Source organism: Streptomyces sp. NPDC001536 (genome assembly GCF_042894505.1).
In the GTDB taxonomy this organism is placed as follows: Bacteria; Actinomycetota; Actinomycetes; order Streptomycetales; family Streptomycetaceae; genus Streptomyces.
In genome coordinates this window covers 55038-81124 of the sequence record NZ_JBIAVQ010000014.1, presented here as the reverse complement: position 1 = coordinate 81124, position 26087 = coordinate 55038, and the positions used below count along the sequence as shown (strand labels likewise).

At 71.0% G+C, this 26087-nt stretch carries 15 protein-coding genes; 12 read left to right on the top strand and 3 right to left on the bottom strand.

The features are described 5' to 3' along the window. Positions 1 to 21 precede the first annotated feature (21 nt). The 3 genes from ACFY0U_RS32815 (at position 22) to ACFY0U_RS32805 (ending at position 3964) form a co-directional block, all read left to right on the top strand. Positions 22 to 1449 (top strand): NAD(P)/FAD-dependent oxidoreductase, encoded by a 1428-nt coding sequence (locus ACFY0U_RS32815; RefSeq protein WP_388642018.1) that lies wholly within the window; start codon positions 22 to 24, stop codon positions 1447 to 1449. 180 nt (positions 1450 to 1629) lie between these two features. After that, on the top strand, positions 1630 to 2082 hold the full coding sequence (locus ACFY0U_RS32810; RefSeq protein ID WP_388642016.1) for a hypothetical protein: 453 nt from the start codon (positions 1630 to 1632) through the stop codon (positions 2080 to 2082). Positions 2083 to 2170: 88 nt separating this feature from the next. Continuing rightward, positions 2171 to 3964 carry a chitinase gene (locus ACFY0U_RS32805; RefSeq protein ID WP_388642014.1) on the top strand — a complete coding sequence of 598 codons (1794 nt, stop codon included), beginning with the start codon at positions 2171 to 2173 and terminating at the stop codon, positions 3962 to 3964. Here the strand turns inward: ACFY0U_RS32805 and ACFY0U_RS32800 are convergent. Both ACFY0U_RS32800 and gabT read right to left on the bottom strand, forming a co-directional pair. Continuing rightward, on the bottom strand, positions 3903 to 4505 hold the full coding sequence (locus ACFY0U_RS32800) for a phosphatase PAP2 family protein (RefSeq protein WP_388642302.1): 603 nt from the start codon (positions 4503 to 4505) through the stop codon (positions 3903 to 3905). The genes ACFY0U_RS32805 and ACFY0U_RS32800 overlap by 62 nt on opposite strands. Before the next feature lie 458 nt (positions 4506 to 4963). Continuing rightward, positions 4964 to 6298 carry a 4-aminobutyrate--2-oxoglutarate transaminase gene (gene gabT / locus ACFY0U_RS32795; protein WP_388642012.1) on the bottom strand — a complete coding sequence of 445 codons (1335 nt, stop codon included), beginning with the start codon at positions 6296 to 6298 and terminating at the stop codon, positions 4964 to 4966. A gap of 275 nt (positions 6299 to 6573) precedes the next feature. Between gabT and ACFY0U_RS32790 the strand changes: the two genes are divergently transcribed. From ACFY0U_RS32790 to ACFY0U_RS32780, 3 genes are all read left to right on the top strand, one after another. Continuing rightward, complete coding sequence (locus tag ACFY0U_RS32790) at positions 6574 to 8988, top strand: ATP/GTP-binding protein (protein WP_388642010.1); 2415 nt, start codon at positions 6574 to 6576, stop codon at positions 8986 to 8988. Positions 8989 to 9120: 132 nt separating this feature from the next. Continuing rightward, the gene (locus ACFY0U_RS32785) at positions 9121 to 10707 is read left to right on the top strand and encodes a PucR family transcriptional regulator (protein ID WP_388642008.1); all 1587 of its coding nucleotides are present in this window, start codon (positions 9121 to 9123) and stop codon (positions 10705 to 10707) included. A 306-nt stretch (positions 10708 to 11013) separates the two neighbouring features. Then, complete coding sequence (locus tag ACFY0U_RS32780) at positions 11014 to 12459, top strand: aldehyde dehydrogenase family protein (protein WP_388642006.1); 1446 nt, start codon at positions 11014 to 11016, stop codon at positions 12457 to 12459. Positions 12460 to 12659: 200 nt separating this feature from the next. Here ACFY0U_RS32780 and ACFY0U_RS32775 read toward each other — a convergent pair whose 3' ends face one another. After that, positions 12660 to 15512, bottom strand: coding sequence for a glycoside hydrolase family 3 C-terminal domain-containing protein (locus ACFY0U_RS32775; RefSeq protein ID WP_388642004.1), 2853 nt, complete (start codon positions 15510 to 15512; stop codon positions 12660 to 12662). A gap of 326 nt (positions 15513 to 15838) precedes the next feature. Between ACFY0U_RS32775 and ACFY0U_RS32770 the strand changes: the two genes are divergently transcribed. The 6 genes from ACFY0U_RS32770 to ACFY0U_RS32745 all read left to right on the top strand — a co-directional run bounded on the left by ACFY0U_RS32770 (position 15839) and on the right by ACFY0U_RS32745 (position 26057). Next, entirely contained in the window at positions 15839 to 17539 is a 1701-nt protein-coding gene (locus tag ACFY0U_RS32770) for an extracellular solute-binding protein (RefSeq protein WP_388642002.1), read from the top strand. Positions 17540 to 17566: 27 nt separating this feature from the next. Beyond that, complete coding sequence (locus tag ACFY0U_RS32765; RefSeq protein WP_388642001.1) at positions 17567 to 18601, top strand: ABC transporter permease; 1035 nt, start codon at positions 17567 to 17569, stop codon at positions 18599 to 18601. After that, positions 18598 to 19533 (top strand): carbohydrate ABC transporter permease, encoded by a 936-nt coding sequence (locus ACFY0U_RS32760; RefSeq protein WP_388641999.1) that lies wholly within the window; start codon positions 18598 to 18600, stop codon positions 19531 to 19533. The genes ACFY0U_RS32765 and ACFY0U_RS32760 overlap by 4 nt, the downstream gene beginning before the upstream one ends. A gap of 124 nt (positions 19534 to 19657) precedes the next feature. After that, positions 19658 to 21862, top strand: a complete 2205-nt coding sequence (locus ACFY0U_RS32755) for a 1,4-beta-glucanase (RefSeq protein ID WP_388641997.1) — start codon at positions 19658 to 19660, stop codon at positions 21860 to 21862. Beyond that, positions 21862 to 23844 (top strand): beta-galactosidase, encoded by a 1983-nt coding sequence (locus tag ACFY0U_RS32750; RefSeq protein WP_388641995.1) that lies wholly within the window; start codon positions 21862 to 21864, stop codon positions 23842 to 23844. Before ACFY0U_RS32755 ends, ACFY0U_RS32750 begins: the two co-directional genes overlap by 1 nt. Continuing rightward, positions 23841 to 26057: a glycoside hydrolase N-terminal domain-containing protein gene (locus tag ACFY0U_RS32745; RefSeq protein WP_388641993.1), complete on the top strand. Its 2217-nt coding sequence runs from the start codon at positions 23841 to 23843 to the stop codon at positions 26055 to 26057. The genes ACFY0U_RS32750 and ACFY0U_RS32745 overlap by 4 nt, the downstream gene beginning before the upstream one ends. Positions 26058 to 26087: the final 30 nt, after the last annotated feature.

The window sequence follows — 26087 nt, the reverse complement described above, 5'->3', positions numbered from 1 at the left end:
CCTCTGTAGGGAGTTGAAATCATGGCCCCAAGCGCCATGAGTCGTGGCAGTGACTGGACGAAATCCCTTTCCGACGCCCAGCCGGTCCCGTACTGGCTGGACGACCCCGGCAAGCCCCACCCCGAACCCGCCCTCACCGGCGCCGAGACCTGCGATCTGCTGGTCGTCGGCGGTGGCTACAGCGGACTGTGGACCGCGCTCCTCGCCAAGGAGCGCGATCCGCAGCGGGACGTGGTCCTGCTGGAGGGCCGCGAGGTGGGCTGGGCCGCCTCGGGCCGCAACGGCGGCTTCTGCGCCGCCTCGCTCACGCACGGTCTGGGCAACGGGCTGACCCGCTGGCCGGACGAGATCCACAAGCTGGAGGAGCTGGGCGCCCGCAATCTCGACGAGATCGAGAAGGCGGTCGCCCGCTACTCCCTCGACTGCGACTTCGAGCGCACCGGCGAGATCGACGTCGCCACCGAGACGTACCAGGCGTGGGAACTGCGCGACTGGTACGAGGAGATGGAGCGCGCGGGCCTCGCCGAGGGCGTGGAGTTCCTGGATGCCGAGGCGGTACGGGAACAAGTCGACTCACCGACATTCCAGGCGGGCCTGTACGACCGCCGGGGCGTCGCCATGCTCAACCCGGCGAAGCTCGCCTGGGGCCTGAAGCGGGCGTGTCTGCAACTCGGCGTCCGCGTCCACGAGCACACCCCCGCCCTGACGCTGAAGCCCTACGGCGCCGGAATGGCCGTACGCACCCCCTACGGCTCGGTCCGGGCCCGCAAGGTCGCGCTCGGCACCAACATCTTCCCGAACCTGGTCAAGCGGGTCCGGTCGTACACCGTCCCGGTCTACGACTACGCGCTGATGACCGAGCCGCTGAGCAGCGAGCAACTCGCGGCGATCGGCTGGAAGAACCGCCAGGGCCTCGGGGACTCGGCGAACCAGTTCCACTACTTCCGGCTCAGCGCCGACAACCGCGTCCTCTGGGGCGGCTACGACGCGGTCCACCACTACGGCGGCCGGGTACGCGCCGAGTACGACGACCGCCCGGAGACGTACGCCAAGCTCGCCGAGCACTTCTTCACCTGCTTCCCGCAGCTCGAAGGGGTCCGCTTCACGCACGCGTGGGGCGGTGCGATCGACACCTGCTCCCGCTTCTCGGCGTTCTTCGGCACCGCGCACCACGGCAACGTGGCCTACGCGGCCGGCTACACGGGACTCGGCGTCGGCGCGACCCGCTTCGGCGCGGACGTCATGCTGGACCTCCTGGACGGCGAGACCACGGAACGCACCTCCCTGGAGATGGTCCGCAAGAAGCCCCTGCCCTTCCCGCCCGAACCGTTCGCCTGGACCGGCATCGCCCTGACCAAGTGGTCCCTGGCCCGGGCGGACTCGCGGGGCGGGCGGCGCAACCTGTGGCTGAAGACGATGGACAGACTGGGGCTGGGCTTCGACAGCTGAGGACGGCTGAGGACAGCTGAGGCGGCTGAGGCGGCTGAGGACGGCCGGCGGCGGTCGTTGCCCCCGGATGTGATCCGGTTCACTCCAACAGGGTCGTGAAACCCGCGTAATGCCTGCCCAGGACCTCCCTCTCCCTCGTGGACGCGAACCGCGTCCACGAAGGAACAGGGAGGTCTTCTCATGACTGGGGCGAAGACGGCGGTCGAGTGGCTGGCATCGGTGGCGCCGGATCCCGAGGCCTGCCGCTGGGAGTGGGAGCGCAATCCCCTCGGGGTCGCGCTGCTGCCCGCCGGCAAGGCCTGGGACGTGCTCATCCTGCCGGGTGAGCTCGGTTATCCCACGCTCGACGTCCTCACCCGCATCATCGACCAGCCCGGCCCGGTGCTGGTCGACTTCGGCGACGCCCGGATGGGCTTCCTCGTGCCACCCGGTACCGCCGCACGCTGGGTCGGCACGGGCATCCGCGCGGCCGGCGCCGGCACCTGGATCGTGGTGCCGTACCCGGGACGCTCCACCGGCGGCGTCCGCTGGCTGGTCCCGCCGGACGGTTCCGGCACCCTCACCGACCCGGCCCTCCTCGAACTGGCGATGCACGAGGCGGCGGCGGGTCTGGCCACGGAGGAGGACGGATAGCCGCTCGCGGGAGGTCTTGACAACCTAATTGGTCTGGACCAAATTGGGCGCGCTCCACCCTCCAATTCCCCCAGTCCCGGAGGCACTTGTGGACCGCTCCAGACCTCTCGTCGCCGCGCTCACGGCCACACTGCTGGCCGCGGGCGGCAGCACCGCGCTCTCGTCGGCCGCCCGTGCGGCCGACGCGGACCTCGCCCGCAACGGCGGCTTCGAGGCGGGCCTCGACGCCTGGACCTGTTCGGCCGGTACGACGGTGAGCAGCCCCGTGCGCAGTGGCGTCGCCGCGCTCCAGGCCACCCCGGTCGGCAGCGACAACGCCCGGTGCGCCCAGACGGTGACCGTCAAGCCCGACTCCCAGTACACCCTCTCCGGACACGTCCGAGGCTCCTACGTCTACCTCGGCGCGAGCGGCACCGGAACCACCGACGTCTCCGCCTGGACCCAGTCCGCCCCGAACTGGCAGCAGCTCACCACGACCTTCCGCACCGGCCCCGCCACCACCAAGGTCACGATCTACACCCACGGCTGGTACGGCACCGGCGCGTACCACGCCGACGACATCTCCCTGGTCGGCCCCGGCGTCGACGCGGGCCGGCCGCCCGCGGCGCCCACCGGTCTCGCCGTGGGGACGGTCACCCCGTCCAGCGTGGCCCTGTCCTGGTCGGCGGTCACCGGAGCGACGGGCTACGCCGTGTACCGCGACGGCGCCAAGGTCCAGACGGTGAGCGGGACTTCGGCCACGATCGCCGGGCTCTCGCCGACCACCGCTTACAGCTTCCAGGTCACCGCGCTCAACGACGCCGGCGAGTCCGCGAAGTCGGCCACCGTCACCGCGACCACCACCGCCGGATCCGGCGGCTCGACCGACCTCCCCGCCCATGCCCTGGTCGGCTATCTCCACGCCAGTTTCGCCAACGGCTCCGGCTACACGCGCCTGGCCGACGTCCCCGACAGCTGGGACGTCATCGACCTGGCCTTCGGTGAGCCGACCTCGGTCACCTCCGGGGACATCCGCTTCGAGCGTTGCCCGGTCACCGAGTGCCCGAACGTCGAGAGCGACGCCGAGTTCAAGGCGGCGATCAAGGCCAAGCAGGCGGCCGGCAAGAAGGTGCTGATCTCCATCGGCGGCCAGAACGGCCAGGTCCAGCTGACGACCACGGCGGCCCGGGACGCCTTCGTCACCTCGGTCTCGAAGATCATCGACGAGTACGGACTCGACGGCCTCGACATCGACTTCGAGGGCCACTCGCTCTCCCTGAACGCCGACGACACCGACTTCAAGAACCCGAAGACACCGGTCGTCGTCAACCTGATCTCGGCCGTGAAGACGCTCAAGGCGAAGTACGGCTCCCGGTTCGTGCTGACGATGGCCCCCGAGACCTTCTTCGTCCAACTCGGCTACCAGTACTACGGCACCGGCAAGTGGGGCGGCCAGGACCCGAGGGCGGGCGCGTATCTCCCGGTCATCCACGCCCTGCGCGACGACCTGACCCTGCTGCACGTCCAGGACTACAACTCGGGCCCGATCATGGGCCTCGACAACCAGTACCACTCCATGGGCGGCGCCGACTTCCACATCGCGATGACCGACATGCTGCTCACCGGCTTCCCGGTCGCCGGCGACGCGAACAACGTCTTCCCGCCCCTGCGCCCCGACCAGGTGGCGATCGGCATGCCGGCCTCCACGAACGCGGGCAACGGACACGTGCCGCCCGCCGAGGTCACCAAGACCCTCGACTGCCTGACGAAGAGGACGAACTGCGGCGCGTACGCCACCCACGGCACCTGGCCCGCCCTGCGCGGCCTGATGACGTGGTCGATCAACTGGGACCGGTACGGGAGCTGGGAGTTCCAGCGGACGTTCGACGGCTACTTCGGCTGACCGTCAGGGCGTAACCGGTGAGCAGGACCGTGGAGAGGCACCAGCTGGCCACGACGTCCAGTGGCCAGTGGTAGCCGCGGCGGATCAGGCCGTAGGAGACGCCGAGGACGAGGACGCCGTAGAGGATCACGGTCGTGCGGCGAAGCCACGTGGTGTGCAGCCAGGGGAGGAGGAGCAGGGCCGCGGCGCCGTAGGCGACGGCTGCCGTGGCCGTGTGGCCGGAGGGGTAGTAGCCGGTGGCCGGCGGTACGACCGGGGTGCCGGGGCGGTCGGTGAGTTCCTTGATCGGGACGATCAGGGCGGGGACCAGGGCCATCAGCAGCGCGGCGCCGGCGGGCGGCTGCCACCAGCGGTCTGTACCGGTGCGTCGGGCCCGCCAGGACACATAGGCGAGCACCAGGGCCAGGACCGGGACCGCGACCTGGACGTTGCCGAGGTCGGAGAGGAGTTCCGAGGCGCGGTCGGGGTGGACCAGGGCGCGGCTGACGCGTTCGTCCAGGCGCACCAGAGGGCCGTCCTCGACGACCTGCCAGGTGATCAGCGCGAAGAGGACGGCCGGGAGGCCGAGAAGAAGGAAGAGAAAGAAGGAGGTCGGCCGCCCCGGAACAGGGGGGGTGGTTCCGGGGCGGCCGTCCGGACCGGATCGTCGCGCGCCCCGGGGGGTTTGGGGCGGGCGACCGTCCGATCGGTGAGGAGATCCGGAGCCGGAGGCTCCGGTTGTGTGCGCGAGGGCACGACCAGGTCGAAGCTGGGGAGGCCCCGGCCTGATGTCGCCCACAGTCCCCTGTGGGCGGGGTGTATCTCTCATCTGGGTAGAACCTACGGCAGCCGATGGGGCTGCGACAGCCGGAATCGCGTCCTGACAGACACCCCGCACACGTTCTTCACACCCTCTGACGGCGGCCGCCCCAGACCCGGAATCCGCTGTGAATCCGGGGCTGGGGCGGGTGTGACGGGTGTGACCTGGGGCGGGGTGTGCCCCGTGATCTCCCTGGGGCGTCAGATGCGCGCGAAGGCCTGCTCGATGATGTCGAGGCCCTCGTTGAGGAGGTCCTCGCCGATGACCAGCGGCGGCAGGAAACGCAGCACATTGCCGTAGGTGCCACAGGTAAGGACCAGCAGGCCCTCCTGGTGGCAGGCCTTGGCGAGAGCGGCCGTCGCCTCGGCGTTGGGCTCCTTGGTGGCGCGGTCCTTGACGAGCTCGATGGCGATCATCGCGCCACGGCCCCGGACGTCACCGATGATGTCGAACTTCTCGGCCATCGCGGTGAGCCGGGCCTTCATCGTGGCCTCGATGTTCTTCGCCCTGGCGTTGAGGTCGAGCTCCTTCATCGTCTCGATCGAGCCCAGCGCACCGGCACACGCCACCGGGTTGCCGCCGTACGTGCCACCCAGGCCACCGGCGTGCGCGGCGTCCATGATCTCGGCGCGGCCGGTCACCGCGGCGAGCGGCAGACCGCCCGCGATGCCCTTGGCGGTGGTGATCAGGTCCGGGACGATCCCCTCGTCCTCGCACGCGAACCACTGGCCGGTACGGCAGAAGCCGGACTGGATCTCGTCGGCGACGAAGACGATGCCGTTGTCCTTCGCGAACTTGCTCAGCGCCGGCAGGAAGCCCTTGGCCGGCTCGATGAAGCCGCCCTCTCCGAGCACCGGCTCGATGATGATCGCGGCGACGTTGTCCGCGCCGACCTGCTTGCTGATCTGGTCGATGGCCTGCGCGGCGGCCTCCGGGCCGGCGTTCTCCGGGCCGGTCGGCCAGCGGTAGCCGTAGGCGACCGGGACGCGGTAGACCTCGGGCGCGAAGGGGCCGAAGCCGTGCTTGTACGGCATGTTCTTCGCGGTCAGCGCCATCGTGAGGTTCGTACGGCCGTGGTAGCCGTGGTCGAAGACGACGACGGCCTGGCGCTTGGTGTACGCACGGGCGATCTTGACGGCGTTCTCGACGGCCTCGGCACCGCTGTTGAACAGCGCGGACTTCTTGGCGTGGTCACCCGGCGTGAGCTCGGCGAGGGCCTCGGCGACCTCCACGTAGCCCTCGTACGGCGTGACCATGAAACAGGTGTGGGTGAAGTCGGCGAGCTGGGCGGAGGCCCGGCGTACGACGGCCTCGGCGGAGGCGCCGACGGACGTCACCGCGATGCCGGAACCGAAGTCGATCAGGCGGTTGCCGTCGACGTCCTCGATGATGCCGCCGCCCGCCCGCGCGGTGAACACGGGCAGCACCGAGCCCACGCCCTGCGCGACCGCGTTGACGCGGCGGGCCTGCAGCTCCTGCGACTTCGGGCCGGGGATGGCGGTGACGATCCGGCGCTCCTGCGGAAGTGCGCTCATGAGGGGCTCCTGGGGGTGTTGCGAACGAGGTCTTTGCGGACGCTTCTCTTCTTTTCTCGCAGGCTAGGACGGAGGACGGGGGGTGGGCATGCTCCATGTGGGCGTTGTCAGGGGGGCGGGTTTGTCCGTGGTGGACATAGCGAGGCGGAGCGGCTCGCCGCCGCCGGGGACGCGGACGGTCCGGACGTCGGCCGCGTAAGCGGTGAACTCCCCTTGCGGGGGCGTTAGATTGACGGCTGATGGTGGACGGAACGGCTGGTCAGGGAACGAGGGCGATGGACAGGGACGGGACGCAGGACGCGCGGGGTACGCATGCGAATCCCGTGCCGCGTCCGGCGGGGCCGCCGGACGTGCCGAACGTGCCACCGCGGCCGGCGCACACGCCGGGCGCGTCCGTGGCCGACTGGCTCAACGAGGCCCGGCCCGAGACGAAGCCCGGGATCTGGCGCTTCGGATACCGGATGCCGAAGGCGGCATCGAGGACGGAGCGGCTCAATCCGCTGACCGTCGCCGGCATGCTCATCCCGTTCGCCGTGGCGCTCGTGCTGTGGTCCCTGTGGCGGCGCGGCGCGCTCCCGTACCAGTACACGCTGCTGCGGCTCTTCACCCCGGACGACTGGTGGTGGGGCGGCACGATGGCGTCGCCGAAGCGGCTGGAGGGGCAGTCGCTGGAGTACCCGGGCGTCGAGGCCCTGGAGGTCTACAGCGGTCTCTTCTTCGCCGTGCTCGTCTACACGGTGGGCCGGCTCGGCAGCTGGCCGGCCGTGGTCCGCCACCTCGTGACCGGCAAGCCCCAGCCCGCCCGCGCCCTGCTGGCCGCCGTGGGCGCTCTGATCACCCTCAGCTTCGTCTTCCCGGACGCCTTCCCCCTCGTCGGCTGGGACGCCCTGCCCGTCGTGAACCCGCTGTTCTCCCTCATCGCCCTCATCAGCGGCGGATACGGCGTCTACACCTCGCCCTGGGCCACGGACACGCTCTACGCCCTCGTCACCGCCCTCGTCCTGTGGCCCTTCGCCCGGATCGGCGGCTGGTGGCCCCTGGCCCGCGCCTGGCTCGCCGCCCGGCGCCGCGCCGGGCAGGGCCGGCACCCGGTGCCCGTCGCCGAGCAGCCCCGTTCCCGCTGGCCCGAGCTGCGGGAGGCCGGGCAGCATCAGGCCGCCGACCTGCTCACCGCCGAGGTACTGGCCGGGCGGATGAACGACGTGGACTGCGCCCGGATCGAGCGCGCCTGGCAGCGCGCCCGGAGCCAGGGCCGGCTCACCGCCTTCACGGACACCGTGCTGCGCCAGGGCGCCGCCGCGCTCACCCACCCCTCCGGCGCCCGCGATCTCTCCGGCCGCGCCGCCCGGCACGACCTGCTCACCGGACAGGTCCGCATCGGGCGGTGGGCCACCGCCGAGCGCACCCCGCGGGCGTACGGCGGCGTGGGCGCGGCTCTCGGGCCGGAGACCCTGGCCACCTCCCTGCTGGTCGTCGGGCCCTCGGGCGCCGGCAAGACCCGGCAGGTGATCACCCCGGTGGTGGAGTCCCTCACCCTGCGGGCGCTCACCGGCGACTGTGCCGTCGTCGTGGTGTGCGGCGCGGGCACACCGGTCGGGGCGGACTCGTCGTACGACGTCGTCGTGCGCGTCGGCGACCCCCGCTCCGTGCACGACCTCGACCCGTACGCCGAGACCGACGACCCCGACGAGGCGGCCGGGCTGCTCGCCGAGGCGCTGGCCGGGGATCTCGACACCGTGGGCCCCGAGCGCGCGGCGCGGGCCCTCGCCCAGCTCCTCGGTCCCTACCGGACCGCGTACGGGCACTTCCCGTCCCTGCCCGTCCTGCGCGAACTGCTGGAAGGGGACCCCGCGGTCCTCGCCGAGCTGCGCGGGCGGCTGGCCGACGAGCGGTACGCGGTGATGCGCCGCGAGCTCGACGCCCGGGCACGGCAGAGCGGCGGCGCCGGCGACCCCGGTCCCGTCCTCGCCGACCGGCTGGCACTGCTGGACCGGCCCGCGTTCGCCGGCTTCTTCGGCGCGGGCGCGGCGGACGGCTCCGGCGGGGACGGGCCCCGCCCGTTCTCGCTGCGTGCCCTCGTCCACCACCCCTTGCGCGTCCGTGTCGACCTGCCCGAGCACGGTCACGCAGAGGCGTCCCGGCTGATCGCCCGGCTGGTGCTGGCCCAGTTCACCTCCGTCGTACGGGAAGGGGCCCGCGAGCACTTCGCCGGACTGGTCGTCGACGACGCCACCGGCACCGTGACCCCCGAGTCCGTACGGCGGATCCAGCGGCTGCGCTCGCAGAACGCGGGTGTCGTGCTCGCGCTGCGCACGGTCTCCGACGTTCCGCAGGTGCTCCACGGGCCGCTGTTCGGGGCGGTCGGCTGCCGGATGGCGCTGTCCGGGGTGACGACCTGGGACGGCAGCCGGTTCGCCGAAGCCTGGGGCACCGAGTGGGTGGAGACCAAGGACGTCGCCCAGCACACGGTCTTCGCCGACCAGCCGATGACCCGGGCGATGCATGCCCTGCGCAAGCTGGTGACCGGCAAGGCGGTGACGACCGAGGCCGTCACCGTCCGGCAGATCGAGCGGGAGCGGTGGTCCGCGTCCGAGCTGGCGCATTCCGTGCCGCCGGGGCACGCGGTGTTGTCGCTGACCGGGGCGACGGGGGAGCACGCGCCGCCGTTGCTGGTGGATCTACGGGGCTAGGCCGCGACGTCCGGGGTCGGGGCTCGCGGTGACCGGGTGACCGTACAGTGAGGCAGAATCGGCACAGGCCGTTCATACAGGACGGCCAAATGATCACAGGGCACGCCCGAACCCCGTAGACCTGAAGGCCTCATGCCACCCACGCTCGCCTCGCTCGTCCACCACTCCGCGCTCAAGCTGACCGTGCGGGCGGGCGCGGACCGGCTCGACGTCCCCGTGCGCTGGGCGCATGTCAGCGAGCTCGCCGATCCCGTGCCGTACATGGAGGGCGGGGAGCTGCTGCTGATCACCGCGCTCAAGCTGGACGCGGAGGATCCGGAGGCGATGCGGCGGTATGTGAAGCGGCTGGTCGGGGCGGGGGTCGTGGGGCTCGGGTTCGCGGTCGGGGTCAACTACGAGGACATTCCCGAGGCGCTCGTCGACGCGGCCGAGGCAGGGGGGCTCCCGCTGCTCGAAGTGCCTCGCCGCACCCCCTTCCTCGCCATCAGCAAGGCCGTCTCCGCGGCCATCGCCGCCGATCAGTACCGGGCGGTGACGGCCGGGTTCGCCGCGCAGCGGGAGCTGACCAAACAGGCGCTGACGGACGGTCCCGAGGGGCTGCTGTCCGCGCTCGCCTCGCAGGTGGACGGGTGGGCCGCGCTGTACGACGCGTCCGGTGCCGTCGTCGCCGCCGCGCCGGAGTGGGCGGGGCGGCGGGCCGCACGGCTCACGGCGGACGTGGAGCGGCTGCGGGAGCGGCCCGCGCCGGCCTCCTCCGTGGTCGGCGGCCCCGACCACGAGGACCGTGTCGAGCTGCACTCCCTGGGCACGGGGCGGCGGCCGCGGTCCGCGCTCGCGGTGGGGACGGCGGCGGCGCCGGGGACGGCGGAGCGGTACGCCGTCCACTCGGCGATCGCCCTGCTGACCCTGACCACCGAGCGGTCCCGGTCCCTGCGCGCCGCCGAGCAGCGGCTCGGGGCGGCGGTGCTGCGGATGCTGCTGGCGGGGGAGTCGGACCACGCGCGGGCGGTCGCCGGGGATCTGTACGGGTCGCTGCTGGACGCGCCCTTCCGGGTGGTCGTCGCCGAGTCGGTGCCCGCCGGGCGGACGGGTGAGCCTCTGGGAGCCCTCGCCGAGGCCGTGGAGTCCGCCGCCGCGCGGGCCGGGGAGGCCGTGCTGGTCGTTCCCGAGGGGGAGCGGCTGGTGGTCCTTGCCGCGGACGGGGGTGCGGCGGTCGGGGCGTGCGGGGAGTACGCCGCCGGCCTGGACGCCGGGCGGGCGGTGGGGGAGCAGGGCGGCGCGGAGGGCGACGGTGAGCTGGTCGTGGGGGTGTCGGCGCCGGCCGGTCCCGTTGCCGCGGCGGCCGCCTACAAGCAGGCCGAGCAGGCGTTGTCCGTCGCGCGGCGGCGGGGGCGGGTGTGTGTGGAGCACGAGCAGCTGGCGGCGGGGTCGGTGGTGCCGCTGCTGGCCGACGACGCGGTGCAGGCCTTCGCGGACGGTCTGCTGCGGGCGCTGCGCGAGCATGACGCGACCGGACGGGGGGATCTGGTGGCCTCGCTGCGGGCATGGCTGTCCCGGCACGGACAGTGGGACGCGGCCGCGGCCGACCTTGGCGTGCACCGGCACACGCTGCGGTACCGGATGCGGCGGGTGGAGGAGATCCTCGGGCGGTCGCTGGATGATCCGGATGTGCGGATGGAACTGTGGCTGGCGCTGAAGGCGACGTCGACGGAGCAGTGACCGGAGGGCTTTTCTCGCCCCCGCCGCCCCTACCCGTCCCATCCCTGGGGGCTGCGCCCCCAGACCCCCGCCGTCGGCCCCGAAAGGGCCTCGTCCTCAAACGCCGGACGGGCTGAGATTGCCTGGACCGGCGTGAAGCGGCGGGGGCGAAAAGCCCTCGGGGCGCATTCCCGCCTGCCACCACCCCGCCAATCCGGCGTACCCCCACCCCCCACCACTCCGCGCCGGACAAACGCCCCTCCGTGCCCCCGCCCCTACCGTGGACCCGAAAGCCAACGCACACCCCCAACGCGGAAGGGCCGGGACATGACTTCCACCCACGCCTTCTGGCTTGCCGGGCGCCAGGTCGCCGGCGAGGTCAGCTTCGATGTCAGCTCGCCGTGGGACGGGCGGATCGTCGGCAAGGTCAGCGTGCCGAGCGACGCCCAGATCGAGGAGGCCGTCGCCGCCGCGTACGCCGTCCGGGACGAGTTCGCCGCCACGCCCGCCCACACCCGCGCCGCCGCTCTCGATCACGTGAGCCGTCGCCTCGCCGAGCGCAACGAGGAGATCGCCCAGCTGATCTCCGCCGAGAACGGCAAGCCGATCAAGTGGGCCCGGGGCGAGGTCGGCCGTGCCGTCTCGGTGTTCCGGTTCGCCGCGGAGGAGGCTCGCCGGTTCAACGGCGGTGAGGCCCAGCGCCTCGACACCGACCTCGGCGGTCAGGGCCGGCTCGCGCTGACCCGCCGCTTCCCCAAGGGCGTCGTCCTCGGTATCGCGCCCTTCAACTTCCCGCTCAACCTGTGCGCCCACAAGATCGCCCCCGCGATCGCGGCCGGGGCCCCCATCATCCTCAAGCCCGCGCCCGCCACCCCGCTCTCCGGGCTCATCATCGGCGAACTCCTCGCCGAGACCGAGCTGCCGGCCGGTTCCTGGAGCATCCTTCCCGTCCCGAACGACCGGATGCCCGCGCTGGTGCAGGACGAGCGGCTGCCCGTCATCTCCTTCACCGGTTCCGAGAAGGTCGGCTACGCGATCATGGACTCGGTGCCGCGCAAGCACTGCACCCTGGAGCTGGGCGGCAACGGCGCGGCGGTCGTGCTCGGCGACTACGCCTCCGACGCCGACCTCGACTGGGCCGCGACCCGTATCGCCACCTTCTCCAACTACCAGGGCGGCCAGTCCTGCATCTCCGTGCAGCGGGTCATCGCCGACGCCTCCGTGTACGACCGGCTGCTTCCCCGTGTCGTCGCCGCCGTCGAGGCCCAGGTCACCGGTGACCCGTCCGACGACAAGACCGACGTCGGCCCGCTGGTCAGCGAGGACGCCGCCAAGCGCGTCGAGACGTGGGTCGACGAGGCCGTCGCCGCCGGCGCCACCCTCCTCACCGGTGGCAAGCGCGACGGCGCCTCCTACGCGCCGACCGTCCTCACCGACGTACCGGCCGACACGACGATCTCCTGCGAGGAGGTCTTCGGACCCGTCCTGACCGTGCAGAAGGTGGACGGCGAGGCCGAGGCCTTCGCGGCCGCCAACGACTCCAAGTACGGCCTCCAGACGGGCGTGTTCACCCACGACCTCCAGGTCGCCTTCCGTGCCCACCGCGCGCTCGAGGTCGGCGGCGTCGTCATCGGCGACGTGCCCTCCTACCGCGCCGACCAGATGCCGTACGGCGGCGCCAAGCAGTCCGGTGTGGGCCGCGAGGGCGTGAAGTTCGCGATGGACGACTACACCTACGAGCGGGTGCTCGTCCTCACCGGGATCGCTCTCTGACCCGCGGTGAACGACCGACGGCCGGAGCCCGCTGTGCAGAGGCTCCGGCCGTCGGCACATCCGTGCGCGGATGGCTCTAGCTAATGGGAACCATTTTCAGCTAGAGTGCTCGCAGCGGCGGAGGCTCACCGTCCGAAGGGGCCCGGCACCGATGCCTTCCGGTGCCGGGCCCCTTCTTTGTGCCGACCCCCTCCGGACCCTCAGCCGGAGAAGCCGGCACGCGCGAGCCGCAACGGGCCGCGCAGCCTGAGGCGCACGTCGTGCACACCGGAGGCCGTGAGCGCGGTGCGGAGCGTGACATAGTCGTACGGCCCTGACGTGGGCGTCCTGGGCGACAGCGCCGCGAGCGCCGGGCCGCCGTCGAGCGAGATCTCCACCGTGCCCTCGCCCGCCACGGCCACCGTCACCTCCGTGACACCCGCCCCGAAGTCACAGGCACGGTAGACCAGTTCGGCCGCCCTGCCGTTCGCCGGCGTCACCGCGTCACCGGCCGTCTTCGTCCGGTCGACGATCGCGACACCGCTCTGCTCGTCGAAGTCGGCCCCGTCCAGGCCCCGTTCGACGACGGGCCGCGGCCCGCCCGGCTCGCCGTCCAGCACAACCGTCGTCCGCAGCCGCACATCCTCACTGGAGGCGGCCGCCATCAGGTCGTACGGCCCCGGCTCCAGGCGCCACCTGCCGTGCGCCACGTCCCAGAACTCGAAGGCGGACAGCGGGACGTCGAAGGACAGCTCCGCCTTCTCGCCGGGCGCGAGGGTGACCCTGCGGTGCGCCACCAGCTCGCGGCGCGGACGCGGGACCGAGGGGTCCACGGCGCGTGTGTAGAGCTGGGCGACCTCGTCGGCCGTCACGTCCCCGGTGTTCACGACGGTGAAGGAGACGCGCAACGCCCCTTCCTCCGCGCGGTACTTGAGGTCCCCGTAGGAGAAGGACGCGTACGACAGGCCGTGCCCGAAGGGGAACAGCGGGGTGCCCTCGTAGTACAGGTACGTCTGGCGGCCGCCGATCACGTCGTAGTCCAGGAGGTCGGGCAGGTCCGCGTCGTCGGTGTACCAGGTCTGCGGGAGGCGGCCCGCGGGGGAGACGTCGCCGGCCAGGACCCGGGCCAGCGCGGTGCCGGCGGCCTGGCCGCCGTGGGACATCCACAGCGCGGCCCGCAGCGGACCCGGCTCGATCGCGTACGGGTAGGCGGAGACCAGCGCCAGCACCGTGTTCGGGTTCGCGGCACGGGCGGCGCGCAGCAGGCGGTCCTGGTGGGCGGGGAGGGCGAGGGTCCTGCGGTCCTCGGTCTCGCGGCCGTCGATGTGCGGGTCGTTGCCCGCCACCACGAGGACCACGTCGGCCTCGGCGGCGGCCCTGGCGACCGCGTCCCTTCCGTGCTCGGCGACGATCAGCGTGAAGATTTCGGGCTGATCGTCGAGTTCCGCGTTCTCATCGGCAACCTTTACTCCGTCGGCGCCGACGAAGACGTGGCGACCCGTGCCGACATGTCTGAGGAGGTGTCCGTTCTCATGGGGTTCCAGCCGGAACGTCTCCTGGACGACCCAGCCTCCGGGCTGGTCGGCGGAGGCGCGCACATAGCCGTCCTCGGCGACCGAGAGATAGCGGCCGTCGGGAGCGCGCAGGGTCAGGACGCCCCCGCCCCAGTCGACCAGGGCGAGTTCGGTGCCGACCGCGTGGGTGGTGAGCGGCGGCAGGTCCGTGCGGCCCGCGAGCAGCGCCGGGTCGAGGGCGCCCTCGGCGCCGCGCACCGTGTCGTCGGCGTCCGCCTCGGGCACGCGCAGGAAGGTTCCGTCCGACGCCTTCAGCCGGACCCGGTCCACGCCCTCCGTGAACTCGATCCGCTCGGCGCCGAAACGCTCGTACAGGCCCTCCAGCGGGGTGGAGCGATGGATCAGCGTGCCGCTGTACCAGTCGAGCTTGCACTCGTCGGCGAGCAGGCCGACCACGGCGAGCCGGGTGTCCGGGGCGAGCGGCAGCACCCCGTCGTTGCGCAGCAGGACGACCGACTGCTCGGCCGCCTCCTGCGCGAGGGCGCGGTGGGCCGGGGTGTCGAAGTCCGTGGTCAGGGCGTGCGGGTCGTACTGCGGGTCGAACTCGCCGAGGCGGAAGCGGACCGAGAGCTGGCGGCGGACCGCCGCGTCGATGTCGGCCTCGGTCAACAGGCCTTGTTCGTAGGCCTTTGTGACCCGGCCGGTGATCTGCGTGCTGTCCGTGCCGTGGTCGGTGAAGCTGTCGACGCCGGCCAGGAGCGAGGCCGCGGTGGCCTCCTCATGGGTGTCGAAGTAGTGCTCGTGGTCGACCAGGTTGGAGGGTGCGCCCGCGTCCGAGCAGACCAGCAGGTCCTCGTCCGTCCAGGTGCGCAGATGCTCGCGCAGATATGGACTCACGTGGTTCGGGCGGCCGTTGACCAGGTTGTACGCGGGCATCACTCCGGCGACCGCACCCGCCTCGACCGTCTCGCGGAAGGCGCGCAGATCGTACTCGTGCAGCACGCGCGGGCGGACCGAGCTGGACGAAGTGGCCCGGTCCGTCTCGTTGTTGTGGGCGAGCCAGTGCTTGAGGACGGGGGCGGTGCGCCAGTACGTCGGGTGGTCGCCGCGCAGCCCGCGGGTGTACGCGACGGCGATCGCCGAGGTGAGCTTCGGGTCCTCCGAGTAGCCCTCCTCGTTGCGGCCCCACAGGGGGTGGCGCAGCAGGTTCACCGTCGGGGACCAGACGTTGAGGCCGACGCGGTCGTCGCGGGCCCGCATCGCGCGGACCTCCTTGGAGACGGCCTCGCCGACCCGTCGTACGAGATCCGTGTTCCAGGTCGCGCCCAGGCCCACCGCCTGCGGGAACACCGTGGCCGGGCCCATCCAGGCCACGCCGTGCAGGGCCTCCTGACCGGTGCGGAACGCGTCGACGCCGAGCCGCTCTACGGCCGGGGCGAACTGGTGCAGGAAGCCGATCTTCTCGTCGAGGCCGAGCCGCGACAGCAGATCGTCGATGCGCTTCGCGAACGGCAGATGCGGATCGCGGAAAGGCGGCGTGGGCGGCGTCTGTGCGGTCACCTGGGGATCCCCTTGGAGTGGAGCGGTCGAGCGCTTTCGAAGCGCTTCGATGCTCATTCGACACCGGGGCGGGTGTCAAGGGAGCGGCGCCATCACTTCAAGCGGTGCATAAGAAAAGGTCGCCTCCCATGCCTCGGAGGAATATTGGGAGCGACCCTTGTGCACCCACAGGCCTTCACTTAACCTCACAGCAACATCGAAGCGCTTCGACTACGCAGCGACCGTAGAAGTCCAAGAAGCGCCTCAGCTCAGCCAGTTCCACTCAAGACACCACAGCCGACGGCTCCTCCGCCGGGTGTCCTGGTGCGCCATGAAGGGTTGACGCAATGACGCCGAACGCCGCTTCCCCCTCCCCTGGTCCTTCCGGACCCAGCCGGAGAAGCTTCCTCGCCTCCACCGCGGTCGCCACCGCAGCAGTGGCGGGAGGGATGCCGCTGCTCTCCGCCTGCGGCGGTTCGGACAGCGGCTCGCGTGACGGCACCACGTCGGGCAAGGACGCCGAGAAGATCCTGCCGGCGTACGTGGTCAGCAATGTGGTGACGCCGGACATCCCCGCCAAGAACGGCTCGGCGATCGGGTTCACCAGCAAGCTCGACCTTGCCACCCTGAAGACCTCGGTGACCAAGAAGCTCGGCAAGGGCGGCAAGGTCACCGTCATGTCGCCGTTCTGGGGCTCCCCGCCCAAGAGCGGCAACGCCTACTACAGGGCGATGAACGAGCTGATCGGTGTCGACGTCGCCTGGCAGAACCAGGACGGCAACACCTACGAGCAGAAGCTCGGCGCGGTGCTGGCCTCCAGCGACGTCCCGGACGTGGTGGTCGTCCCCGGCTGGAACATGAACGGCAAGATCCCCACCGCCATCATGAGCAAGTTCGCCGACCTCGGGCCCTACCTGTCCGGCGACGCGGTCAAGGAGTACCCGAACCTCGCGGCCATCCCCACGGACGCCTGGAAGCGCTCCATCTTCGGCGGCAAGCTGCGCGGCCTGCCCATGCCCGCGCCGTGGGCGCCCAGCATCGTGCCCCTCTACCGCCAGGACATCTTCGAGAAGGAAGGGTACGAGATACCCAAGTCCTGCGACGAGTTCATGGCCCTGGCCAAGGAGATCACCAACGCCAAGGCCAAGCGCTGGGCGTGTCTGGACATGAAGTGGACCGCCTGGCAGGCCTTCGGTGTCTTCTCGGGCAGCGAGAAGCCGCTCGGCTGGAACATGGTCGACGGCAAGCTGGTCTACCGCATCGAGACCGAGGAGTACCTCGAGGCCATCGAGTGGTCCCGCAAGCTGTTCGAGGCGGGCGTCGTCCACCCCGACTCCAAGATGGGCAAGAACGCCCCGGACCCCGGGCCCAAGTTCGCGGCGGGCGAGTTCCTGATCTACCCCAACAACATCTCCCAGTGGTGGGGCCGCACCGCCGAACAGGCCACCCAGAACCCGGAGTTCAAGATCTGGGGCATGGACGTCTGGGGCCATGACGGCGGCAACCCCACCATCTACGCCGAGCAGCCCGCCGGCATCTTCTCCTTCGTCAACAAGAAGGCCTCCGAGTCGGTCATCCGCGACGTGCTGGCCGTCGCGAACGTCACCGCGGCGCCGTACGGCACCAAGGAGTACATGATGACCAACTACGGCGTGGAGGGCACCCACTACACCGTCAAGGACGGCGTCCCCACCAAGACCGACCAGGGCAATCTCGAGGTGATGAACGCCTACGTCATGGTCGCGAGCCCCGCCGCGACCCTCGCCCACCCCGACTTCCCCGAGGTCGCCAAGGGGCAGGTCGAGTGGGAGCAGCGGATGGGCGCCTTCACCAAGAAGTCCACCTTCTGGGGCATGCAGATCACCGAGCCCAACCGCTACACCAACCTCGCCAACGACTTCGAGCAGCTGGAGGACGACATCGTCCGCGGCCGCAAGAAGATCAGCGACATGCAGCAGGCCGTCTCGGACTGGAAGAGCAAGGGCGGCGACAAGCTGCGCGACTGGTACAAGCAGATCCTCGACGAGAACGGCTCCGCGGCCAGCTGACCCGGTACCGAGGCAAGGAGAACGGCCGTGTCCCACAGCACGGTGCCTCGGAGCAGGGCCGAGGCCGACACCACGGACAAGACCCCGGAGGAATCCGGCGGCGCCACCGGATCCCGTAGGAAACAGGTCTCGCGGAAGCTGAGTCTGCGGCTCAGGCTCAGACGCGACCGTGTCCTGCTCCTGATGACGCTGCCGGCCGTCGCCCTGGTCCTGCTCTTCAACTACGTGCCGATCCTCGGCAACGTGGTCGCCTTCCAGGACTACGACCCCTACATCAGCGACAACGGCGTCGTGTCCATGCTGCACAGCCCCTGGGTGGGGCTGGAGAACTTCCAGCGGATCTTCGAGGACTCCTCCTTCTGGCAGGCGGTCCAGAACACCCTGGTGCTGTTCTTCCTCCAGCTCGTGCTGTTCTTCCCGATCCCGGTCCTGCTCGCGCTGCTCATCAACAGCGTGGTCAGGCCCCGGGTGCGGGCGATCGCGCAGGCCGTTCTGTATCTGCCGCACTTCTTCTCGTGGGTGCTGGTGATCGCGGTCTTCCAGCAGCTGCTCGGCGGTGCCGGACTGCTCTCGACGCTGCTGCGCGACCACGGGTACGACGGCCTCGACATCATGACCGACCCGAACACCTTCAAGTTCCTGGTCACCGCGCAGGCGGTCTGGAAGGACGCCGGCTGGGGGATCATCGTCTTCCTCGCCGCCCTGGCCGCGGTCAGCCCCGATCTGTACGAGGCCGCCGCGATGGACGGCGCCAACCGCTGGCGCCGGATGTGGCATGTCACCCTGCCGGCGCTCCGGCCGGTGATCGCGCTGCTGCTGGTGCTGCGTGTCGGCGACGCCCTGACCGTCGGCTTCGAGCAGATCCTGCTGCAACGAGACGCCGTGGGACCGGGCGCCTCGGAAGTGCTCGACACCTTCGTGTGGTGGAACGGCGTCCGCAACCAGGACTTCGGCTACGCGGCCGCCGCCGGACTCGTCAAGGGCGTCATCAGCATCGGTCTCGTCCTTGCCGCGAACAAGGTGGCCCATCTGATGGGCGAGCAGGGGGTGTACAAGAAATGACCGCCGTCATCGACAAACCTGTGCACAAGCCCGGCCGGTGGGCGGCGCCGCCCCGGCCGGTATGGGAGGAGCGGCCCTCGCAGGTGGGGCTGGCGGGCAAGGGCCTGGTGCTGGGGATCGCCTGCCTCGCGATTCTCTTCCCGCTGTGGATCGTCGTCGTCACCAGTGTCTCCTCGCGCAAGACCATCGACGAGGCCGGCGGTCTGGTGATGGTGCCGAAGGACATCACCTTCATCGCCTACCAGGAACTGCTCAGCGGCGGCCAGGTGACCCGGGCGGCGATCATCAGCGTCCTGGTCACCCTCGTCGGTACGGTGTTCTCCATGACCGTGTCCGTGCTGTGCGCGTACGGGCTGTCGCGGACGGAGTCGGTCGGGCACCGGTGGATCCTCATGACGCTGCTGGCGACGATGTTCTTCAGCGCCGGGCTCATCCCCACCTATCTCCTGGTGCAGACCCTCGGGCTGACCGACAGTTACCTCGCGCTGATCCTGCCGAGCGCGATCAGTGTCTTCAACATCCTGGTGCTGCGCGGGTTCTTCATGGGGATCTCGCCGGAGCTGACCGACAGCGCGCGGATCGACGGGGCCGGGGACTTCCGGATTCTGTGGCAGATCATCATGCCGTTGTCGCGGGCCGTCATCGCGGTGATCACGTTGTTCTACGCCGTCGGGTACTGGAGCGCCTGGTTCAACGCGTCCCTGTATCTCAACGACCAGGACATGATGCCGCTCCAGAACGTCATGATCCAGCTGGTGCAGAAGCAGGAGGCGCCGGTGGGGTTGGGGCAGGCGATCAAGACGGGGCAGCTGTCCGGGCTGGCCGTGCAGATGGCGGTCATGGTGATGGCGTTGCTGCCGGTGGCTGTGTTGTCGCCGTTCGTCCAGCGGCATTTCAAGAAGGGCATGTTGACGGGTGCGGTGAAGGGTTGACCGGCGCCCACTGAATGGGGTGCTTCGGATCGTCGGCGGCTGCGGATTGTTGGTGGCTGGTCGCGCAGTTCCCCGCGCCCCCAGGTAGGTCTGACTCCCCCATTTCTTCAGAGCGAGGCTTGTCATGCTTACGTCCAATCTGAGCCGGCGTGCCGTTCTTGCTGGAACCGCTGCCGCCACCGCGCTCACCGCTCTTCCCGTCGCTCAGGCCCGTGCCGCCGAGGCCGCCGCCTCCCCCTACCGTTGGCGGAACGTCTTCATCGGTGGCACCGGGTTCGTCACCGGAGTTCTCTTCCATCCCTCCGTCCGTGGGCTCGCCTATGCCCGTACCGACATCGGTGGGGCCTACCGATGGGACGACAGATCGGGTCGGTGGACCCCGCTCACCGATCACCTCGGCTGGGACGACTGGAACCTCCTCGGCGTGGAGGCCATCGCCGTGGACCCGGCCCACCCCAACAGGGTCTATCTCGCGCTCGGTACCTATGCGCAGTCCTGGGCGTCAAACGGAGCCGTGCTGCGGTCCGACGACCGTGGTGTCACCTGGGCCCGTACCGATCTCGCCGTGAAGCTCGGGGCCAACGAGGACGGGCGGGGGGCCGGTGAGCGGTTGCTCGTCGATCCGCGGGACAGTGACACCCTGTGGCTGGGGACCCGGCACGACGGGCTGCTCAAGTCCACCGACCGGGGGGCCACTTGGGCGGCCGCCACCGGATTCCCGGGCACCCCGAGCGCCTCCGGGCAAGGGGTCACCCTGCTCGTCGCCGCCGGGCGCACCCTCTACGCCGGCTGGGGCGACTCCGACGGGAGGGCCGCCAACCTGTTCCGTACCGCCGACGGGACGAAGTGGGAGGCCGTGGCCGGGCAGCCTTCCGGCGTGGCCGCCAGGGTGCCGATCCGGGCCGCGTACGACCGCTTCACCCGTGAGCTGTACGTGACGTACGCCAACGCTCCCGGGCCCAACGGGCAGTCCGACGGCAGCGTGCACAAGCTGTGCACCGCCAACGGCAAGTGGACCGAGGTCACCCCGGTGAAGCCGGGTGGGACGACCGGTGACGGTTCCACCGACACCTTCGGCTACGGCGGGGTCGCCGTGGACGCCCGACGGCCCGGCACCCTCGTCGTCTCCACCAACAACCGGTGGGCCGCCATCGACACCGTGTTCCGCTCCACCGACGGTGGCCGCCACTGGACGTCCCTCAAGGACTCGGCTGTTCTCGACGTGTCGGAGACCCCCTATCTCAAGTGGGGCGCGGACGCGCCCAAGTTCGGCTGGTGGATCCAGGCGCTCGCCCTCGACCCGTACGACTCCCGGCATGTCGTCTACGGCACCGGCGCCACCCTCTACGGCACCCGGGACCTGAAGCACTGGGCGCCGCAGATCCGGGGCATGGAGGAGACGTCCGTGCGGCAGCTGATCTCGCCCCCGGTCGGGGAGGCGCATCTGATCAGCGGGTCCGGGGACATCGGCGTGATGTACCACGAGCGGCTCACCGCCTCGCCCTCGCGCGGCATGGCCACGAACCCCGTGTTCGGGACGGCGACGGGACTCGCACAGGCCGCGCGGAAGCCGGCGTACGTCGTGCGCAGCGGGTGGGGCGACCACGGGAACGGCGCCTACTCGAACGACGGCGGACAGACCTGGGCGCCCTTCGAGGCCCAGCCCTCCGTCGCCAAGGACGCACCGGGGCCGATCGCCACCAACGCCGACGGCAGCGTGCTGCTGTGGGTCTTCGTGCACTGGGACGGCACGAAGTACCCGGCCTACCGCTCCGCGGACAACGGGGCCACCTGGACCGAGATCTCCTCCTTCCCGAAGGGCGCCACGCCGGTCGCCGACCCGGCCGACCCGACGCACTTCTACGCGTACGACACCGACACAGGAACGCTATACGCCAGCACTGACAGTGGCCTCACGTTCACAGGGCGTGCGACCGGGCTGCCCTCCGGGGACAGCCAGTTCGAGCTGGTCGCCGCGCCCGGGCGCCCCGGTGACCTGTGGCTGAGCGTGAAGTCGAACGGGCTCCACCGGTCCACCGACGGGGGCCTGAGCTTCGACAAGGTCGCCAGTTGCTGGGCCTCGTACACCCTCGGCTTCGGCAAGGCCGCCGACGGGGCCGACTACCCGGCGATCTACATGGTCGGCTCCACGGAGAGCATCACCGCAGTGCACCGGTCCGACGACGAGGCCGGTACCTGGGTGCGGATCAACGACGACCGGCATCAGTGGGGGTGGACCGGCGAGGTCATCACCGGAGACCCGCGTGTGTACGGGCGCGTCTACCTCGCCACCAACGGGCGCGGCATCCAGTACGGGGAGCCCGTCTGATGGCCATGGAGAAGAGGCCCGAACTCGGCGACGCGACGCGCGGTCGCATCCTCTTCGGCGGCGACTACAACCCCGAGCAGTGGCCCGAGGAGACCTGGCACGAGGACGTCCGGCTCATGAAGGACGCCGGCGTCAACTCCGTCACCCTCGGCGTCTTCTCCTGGTCCAAGCTCGAACCCCGGCCGGGAGAGCGGGACTTCGGCTGGCTCGACCGGCTGATGGACCTGATGCACGAACACGGCATCGGCGTCGTCCTCGCCACCCCGACCTCCTCGCCCCCGCCCTGGCTGGGACATCTGCACCCCGACACCCTGCCCGTCGACCAGGACGGCCGCACCGAGTGGTGGGGCGGCCGGCAGCACTTCTCGCACTCCAGCGCCGTCTACCGCCGGTACGCCGCCGCCATCACCGAGGACCTCGCCGCCCGCTACGGCGGCCACCCGGCCCTCACCATGTGGCACATCAACAACGAGTACTGCACCTACGACTGGGGCCCCGAGGCCGCCGCCCGCTTCCGCCGCTGGCTCCAGAACCGATACGGCACGCTCGCGGAACTCAACGACGCCTGGGGCACCGCCTTCTGGAGCCAGGGCTACGGCGACTGGACCGAGGTGCACACGCCCCGGCACGCCCACTACCTCAAGAACCCCGCCCAGGTGCTGGACTTCAAGCGGTTCACCTCCGACATGCTCCTGGAGTGTTACGTCGCCGAGCGGGACATCGTGCGCCGCCACACCCCGCACGTCCCGGTCACCTCCAACTTCATGCCGCTGTGGAGCGGGCAGGACGCCTGGCGGTGGGCCGAGGAGGAGGACGTCGTCTCCGTCGACCTCTACCCCGATCCGCGCGACCCCCTCGGTGCCCAGACCAGCGCTCTGGTGCAGGACATGACCCGTTCGCAGGCCCGCGGACCCTGGATGCTGATGGAACAGGCCGCCGGACCGGTCAACTGGCGGGGCGTCAACCACCCCAAGCCGCGCGGCCTCAACCGCCTCTGGTCCCTCCAGGCCGTCGCCCGTGGCGCCGACGCCGTCTGCTACTTCCAGTGGCGGCAGTCGCGGCAGGGCGCCGAGAAGTTCCACTCCGGGATGGTCAGTCACGCGGGGGAGCGGGGGCGGACGTATCAGGAGGTCAAGCGGCTCGGCGCGGAACTCGCCCAGATCTCCGGCGAGGTGACGGGCACGCACACCGCCAACGACATCGCCGTCCTGCACGACTGGCACTCCTGGTGGGCCGGCGCCCACGAGGGCAGGCTCTCCACCGAGGTCGACTACACCCAGGTCCTCACCGCCTGGCACCGAGCCCTGTGGGAGGCCCACCTCGCCACCGACTTCGCCCACCCCGAGCACGATCTGAGCGCGTACAAGCTGGTCGTCGTCCCCCAGCTGTACTCCCTGAGCGACACGGCGATCGACAACCTCGTCGCGTACACCCGACAGGGCGGCACCCTCGTCTCCGGCTTCCTCACCGGCATCGCAGACGAGGACGACCGGGTGCGGCCCGGCGGCATGGACGGACGGCTGCGGGAGCTGTTCGGCATCCGCACCCTGCACGAGTGGTGGCCGCTGGACGCGGGGGAGGGCGTCGAGTGCGACGGGTTCCGCGGGACGCTGTGGTCGGAGGAGATCGAGAAGGACGAGGACGCGGTCGCCGAGGCCGTCTTCAAGGGCGGTGACCTCGACGGGCTGCCGGCGGTGCTCCGCAAGGGGCGGGCGCGGTATCTCGCGACACTTCCCGAGGCGGACCAACTGCGCGCTCTGCTGGCGCAGTTCGCGTCGGAGGCGGACGTGCGCCCGGTGCTCGACCGGCTCCCCGCGAGCGTCGAGGCCGTACGACGTGGTCACCTGCTCTTCGTCCTCAACCACTCCCGCGAATCCGTGACCGTCGAGCTCCCCGGCACTCACCACGACCTCCTCACGGGGGCGATCGTCACGGACGAGTTGACCTTGGACCGGTACGGCGTGGTGGTGTTGCGCACATGAACGTCAACGGGAACGTGAACGCGGACACCGGCATCGTGCACGGCACCTGGGAACCCCGCCCCGCGACCCGCTGGGAGGACGGCTTCCTGAGTGGCAACGGCCATCACGGCGCTCTTGTGTTCGGTGAGCCGGACGACGAGCGGGTCGTCGTCACCCATCACACCCTCGTCCGCCCCAACGGTGCCGAGCAGGCCCGCCCGCCCGAGCTCGCCGCCGAACTGCCCGCACTCCAGGACCGGTTGCTCGCCGGGGAGCCGGCCGCGGCGGAGGGGTTCACGGACGGACGGGACCTCCAGTGGGTGCAGCCCTTCCACCCCGCCTTCCAGATACGGCTGCGCACGGCGTCCGGCGGTGCTCGGGGACACCGACGTTCCGTCGCGTTCGCCACCGGGGTCGTCCACAGCGAGTCCGAGGGCCGGCACAGCCGCGTCTTCGTCTCCCGCGCCGACGACGTCATCGTCCAGCAGGTCATCGCGGCCGACCTCGACATCTCCCTGGACCACCGGCTCCCCGGCGCCCCGAAGGACCTCGGCGTCGGCCACGGCGCCGTCCTCACCCCCGACGGCGCCCTGCTCACCCTGCGGGCCCGCTACCCCGGCAGCGACCGCGCCTACACCGGCGTCACCCTGGTCCTCGTCACGGGCGGCACCACCACGCTCACACCCCCCGGCCTGCGGATCGCCGGAGCCGAGTCCGTACTGCTGCTGACCCGCGTACTGCGGCACACCGGCGAGCTCGACGTGCTGGAGCAGGCGCGCGGCCTCCGTGAACTCGCCGCGGACGAGCCGGACCCGTACACCCTCCTCCTCGACCGCCACACCGCCCTCCACCGCACCGCCTACGAACGCGTCACCCTCGACCTCGACGCCGACCCCGCCGAACGCGCCCTACCCGGCTCGGAGTTGCTCACCCGCACCGACAGCCCCGCCCTCCTGGAACGCCTCTTCGCCGCCGGCCGCTACCACCTGCTCTCCTCCAGCGGCCTCTTCCCGCCCCGCCTGACCGGTCTGTGGACCGGCGACTGGGACACCGCCTGGTCGGGGGCGTTCACCAACGACGCCAACGTCAACCTCCAGACCGCGTCCGCGGCGGCCGCCGCCCTGCCCGAAGTCACCGAGGCCCACGCCTCCCTGATCCACCGTCAGCTCGACGACTGGCGGGACAACGCCCGCGCTATCTTCGGCGCCCGGGGCATCGTCGCCCCGCCGCACAGCGACGGCGAGTCCGGGCTGACGTACCACTTCAGCCGCGAATACCCGCTGCACCTGTGGACGGCCGGCGCCGACTGGCTGCTCAAGCCGCTCGTCGACCACGACGAGACCCGAGGCGAGCGCGACCCGCGCACCGCCGCCGCGCTCGCCGAAGCCGCCCTGTTCTACGAGGACTTCCTCACCCGGACGGACGCTGACGGACGTCTTGTCGTCGTTCCGTCCTACTCACCCGAGAACCGCCCCGCCAACGCCAGTTGGGGTGCGATCAACGCGGCGATGGACCTCTCGGCCGCCCGGCACGCGCTGCTGACCGCCGGCGAACATCACCCGGAGCACGCCTCGACATGGCGCGCCCTCGCCGACCGGCTCCCGCCCCACCGGATCAACGACGACGGCGCCCTCGCCGAATGGGCCTGGCCCGGCCTCGACGACACCTACGACCACCGCCACCTCAGCCACCTCTACGGCGTCTGGCCGCTCGACGAGATCACCCCGTACGACACCCCCGACCTCGCCGCGGCCGCGCACCGCGCCCTCGAACTCCGCGGCGCCGAGAACGACTCCGCCCACGGCCACCTCCACCACGCCCTCGTCGCCGCCCGGCTGCGCGACGGCGAAAGGGTCGCGCACGCCCTCGGTCAGGTCCTCAAGGGCGACTTCTTCCACGACTCCCTGATGAGCGCGCACTACCCGAACCGCGACGTCTACAACGCGGACGCCGCCCACACCCTCCCGGCCGTGCTCATCGAGATGCTCGTCCAGTCCACGCCGGACCGGCTGGTCCTGCTGCCGGCCCTCCCGACGGCGTACCCGGCAGGTCGGCTCACGGGCGTCCGCACCCGGTTCGGCGCGGAGCTCGACCTCGTCTGGACCCCGCACGAAGCGACCGCGGTGCTACGCCCCACCCGTACCCACCGCGTCGAACTGAGGACTTCCACCGGCGGTCGGCCGCTCGACCTTGTCGCCGGAGAAGACCACGTCCTCCCGCTTGGGGCGTGGTGAACACCCCGCAATTCCCCCCACCCATGGAAA

Coding starts and splice junctions, on each gene's coding strand:
- ACFY0U_RS32745 (WP_388641993.1), top strand. CDS start 23,841: ATGAACGTCAACGGGAACGTGAACGCGGACACCGGCATCGTGCACGGC.
- ACFY0U_RS32790 (WP_388642010.1), top strand. CDS start 6,574: ATGGACAGGGACGGGACGCAGGACGCGCGGGGTACGCATGCGAATCCC.
- ACFY0U_RS32815 (WP_388642018.1), top strand. CDS start 22: ATGGCCCCAAGCGCCATGAGTCGTGGCAGTGACTGGACGAAATCCCTT.
- ACFY0U_RS32810 (WP_388642016.1), top strand. CDS start 1,630: ATGACTGGGGCGAAGACGGCGGTCGAGTGGCTGGCATCGGTGGCGCCG.
- ACFY0U_RS32760 (WP_388641999.1), top strand. CDS start 18,598: ATGACCGCCGTCATCGACAAACCTGTGCACAAGCCCGGCCGGTGGGCG.
- ACFY0U_RS32750 (WP_388641995.1), top strand. CDS start 21,862: ATGGCCATGGAGAAGAGGCCCGAACTCGGCGACGCGACGCGCGGTCGC.
- ACFY0U_RS32785 (WP_388642008.1), top strand. CDS start 9,121: ATGCCACCCACGCTCGCCTCGCTCGTCCACCACTCCGCGCTCAAGCTG.
- ACFY0U_RS32755 (WP_388641997.1), top strand. CDS start 19,658: ATGCTTACGTCCAATCTGAGCCGGCGTGCCGTTCTTGCTGGAACCGCT.
- ACFY0U_RS32780 (WP_388642006.1), top strand. CDS start 11,014: ATGACTTCCACCCACGCCTTCTGGCTTGCCGGGCGCCAGGTCGCCGGC.
- gabT (WP_388642012.1), bottom strand. CDS start 6,298: ATGAGCGCACTTCCGCAGGAGCGCCGGATCGTCACCGCCATCCCCGGC.
- ACFY0U_RS32770 (WP_388642002.1), top strand. CDS start 15,839: ATGACGCCGAACGCCGCTTCCCCCTCCCCTGGTCCTTCCGGACCCAGC.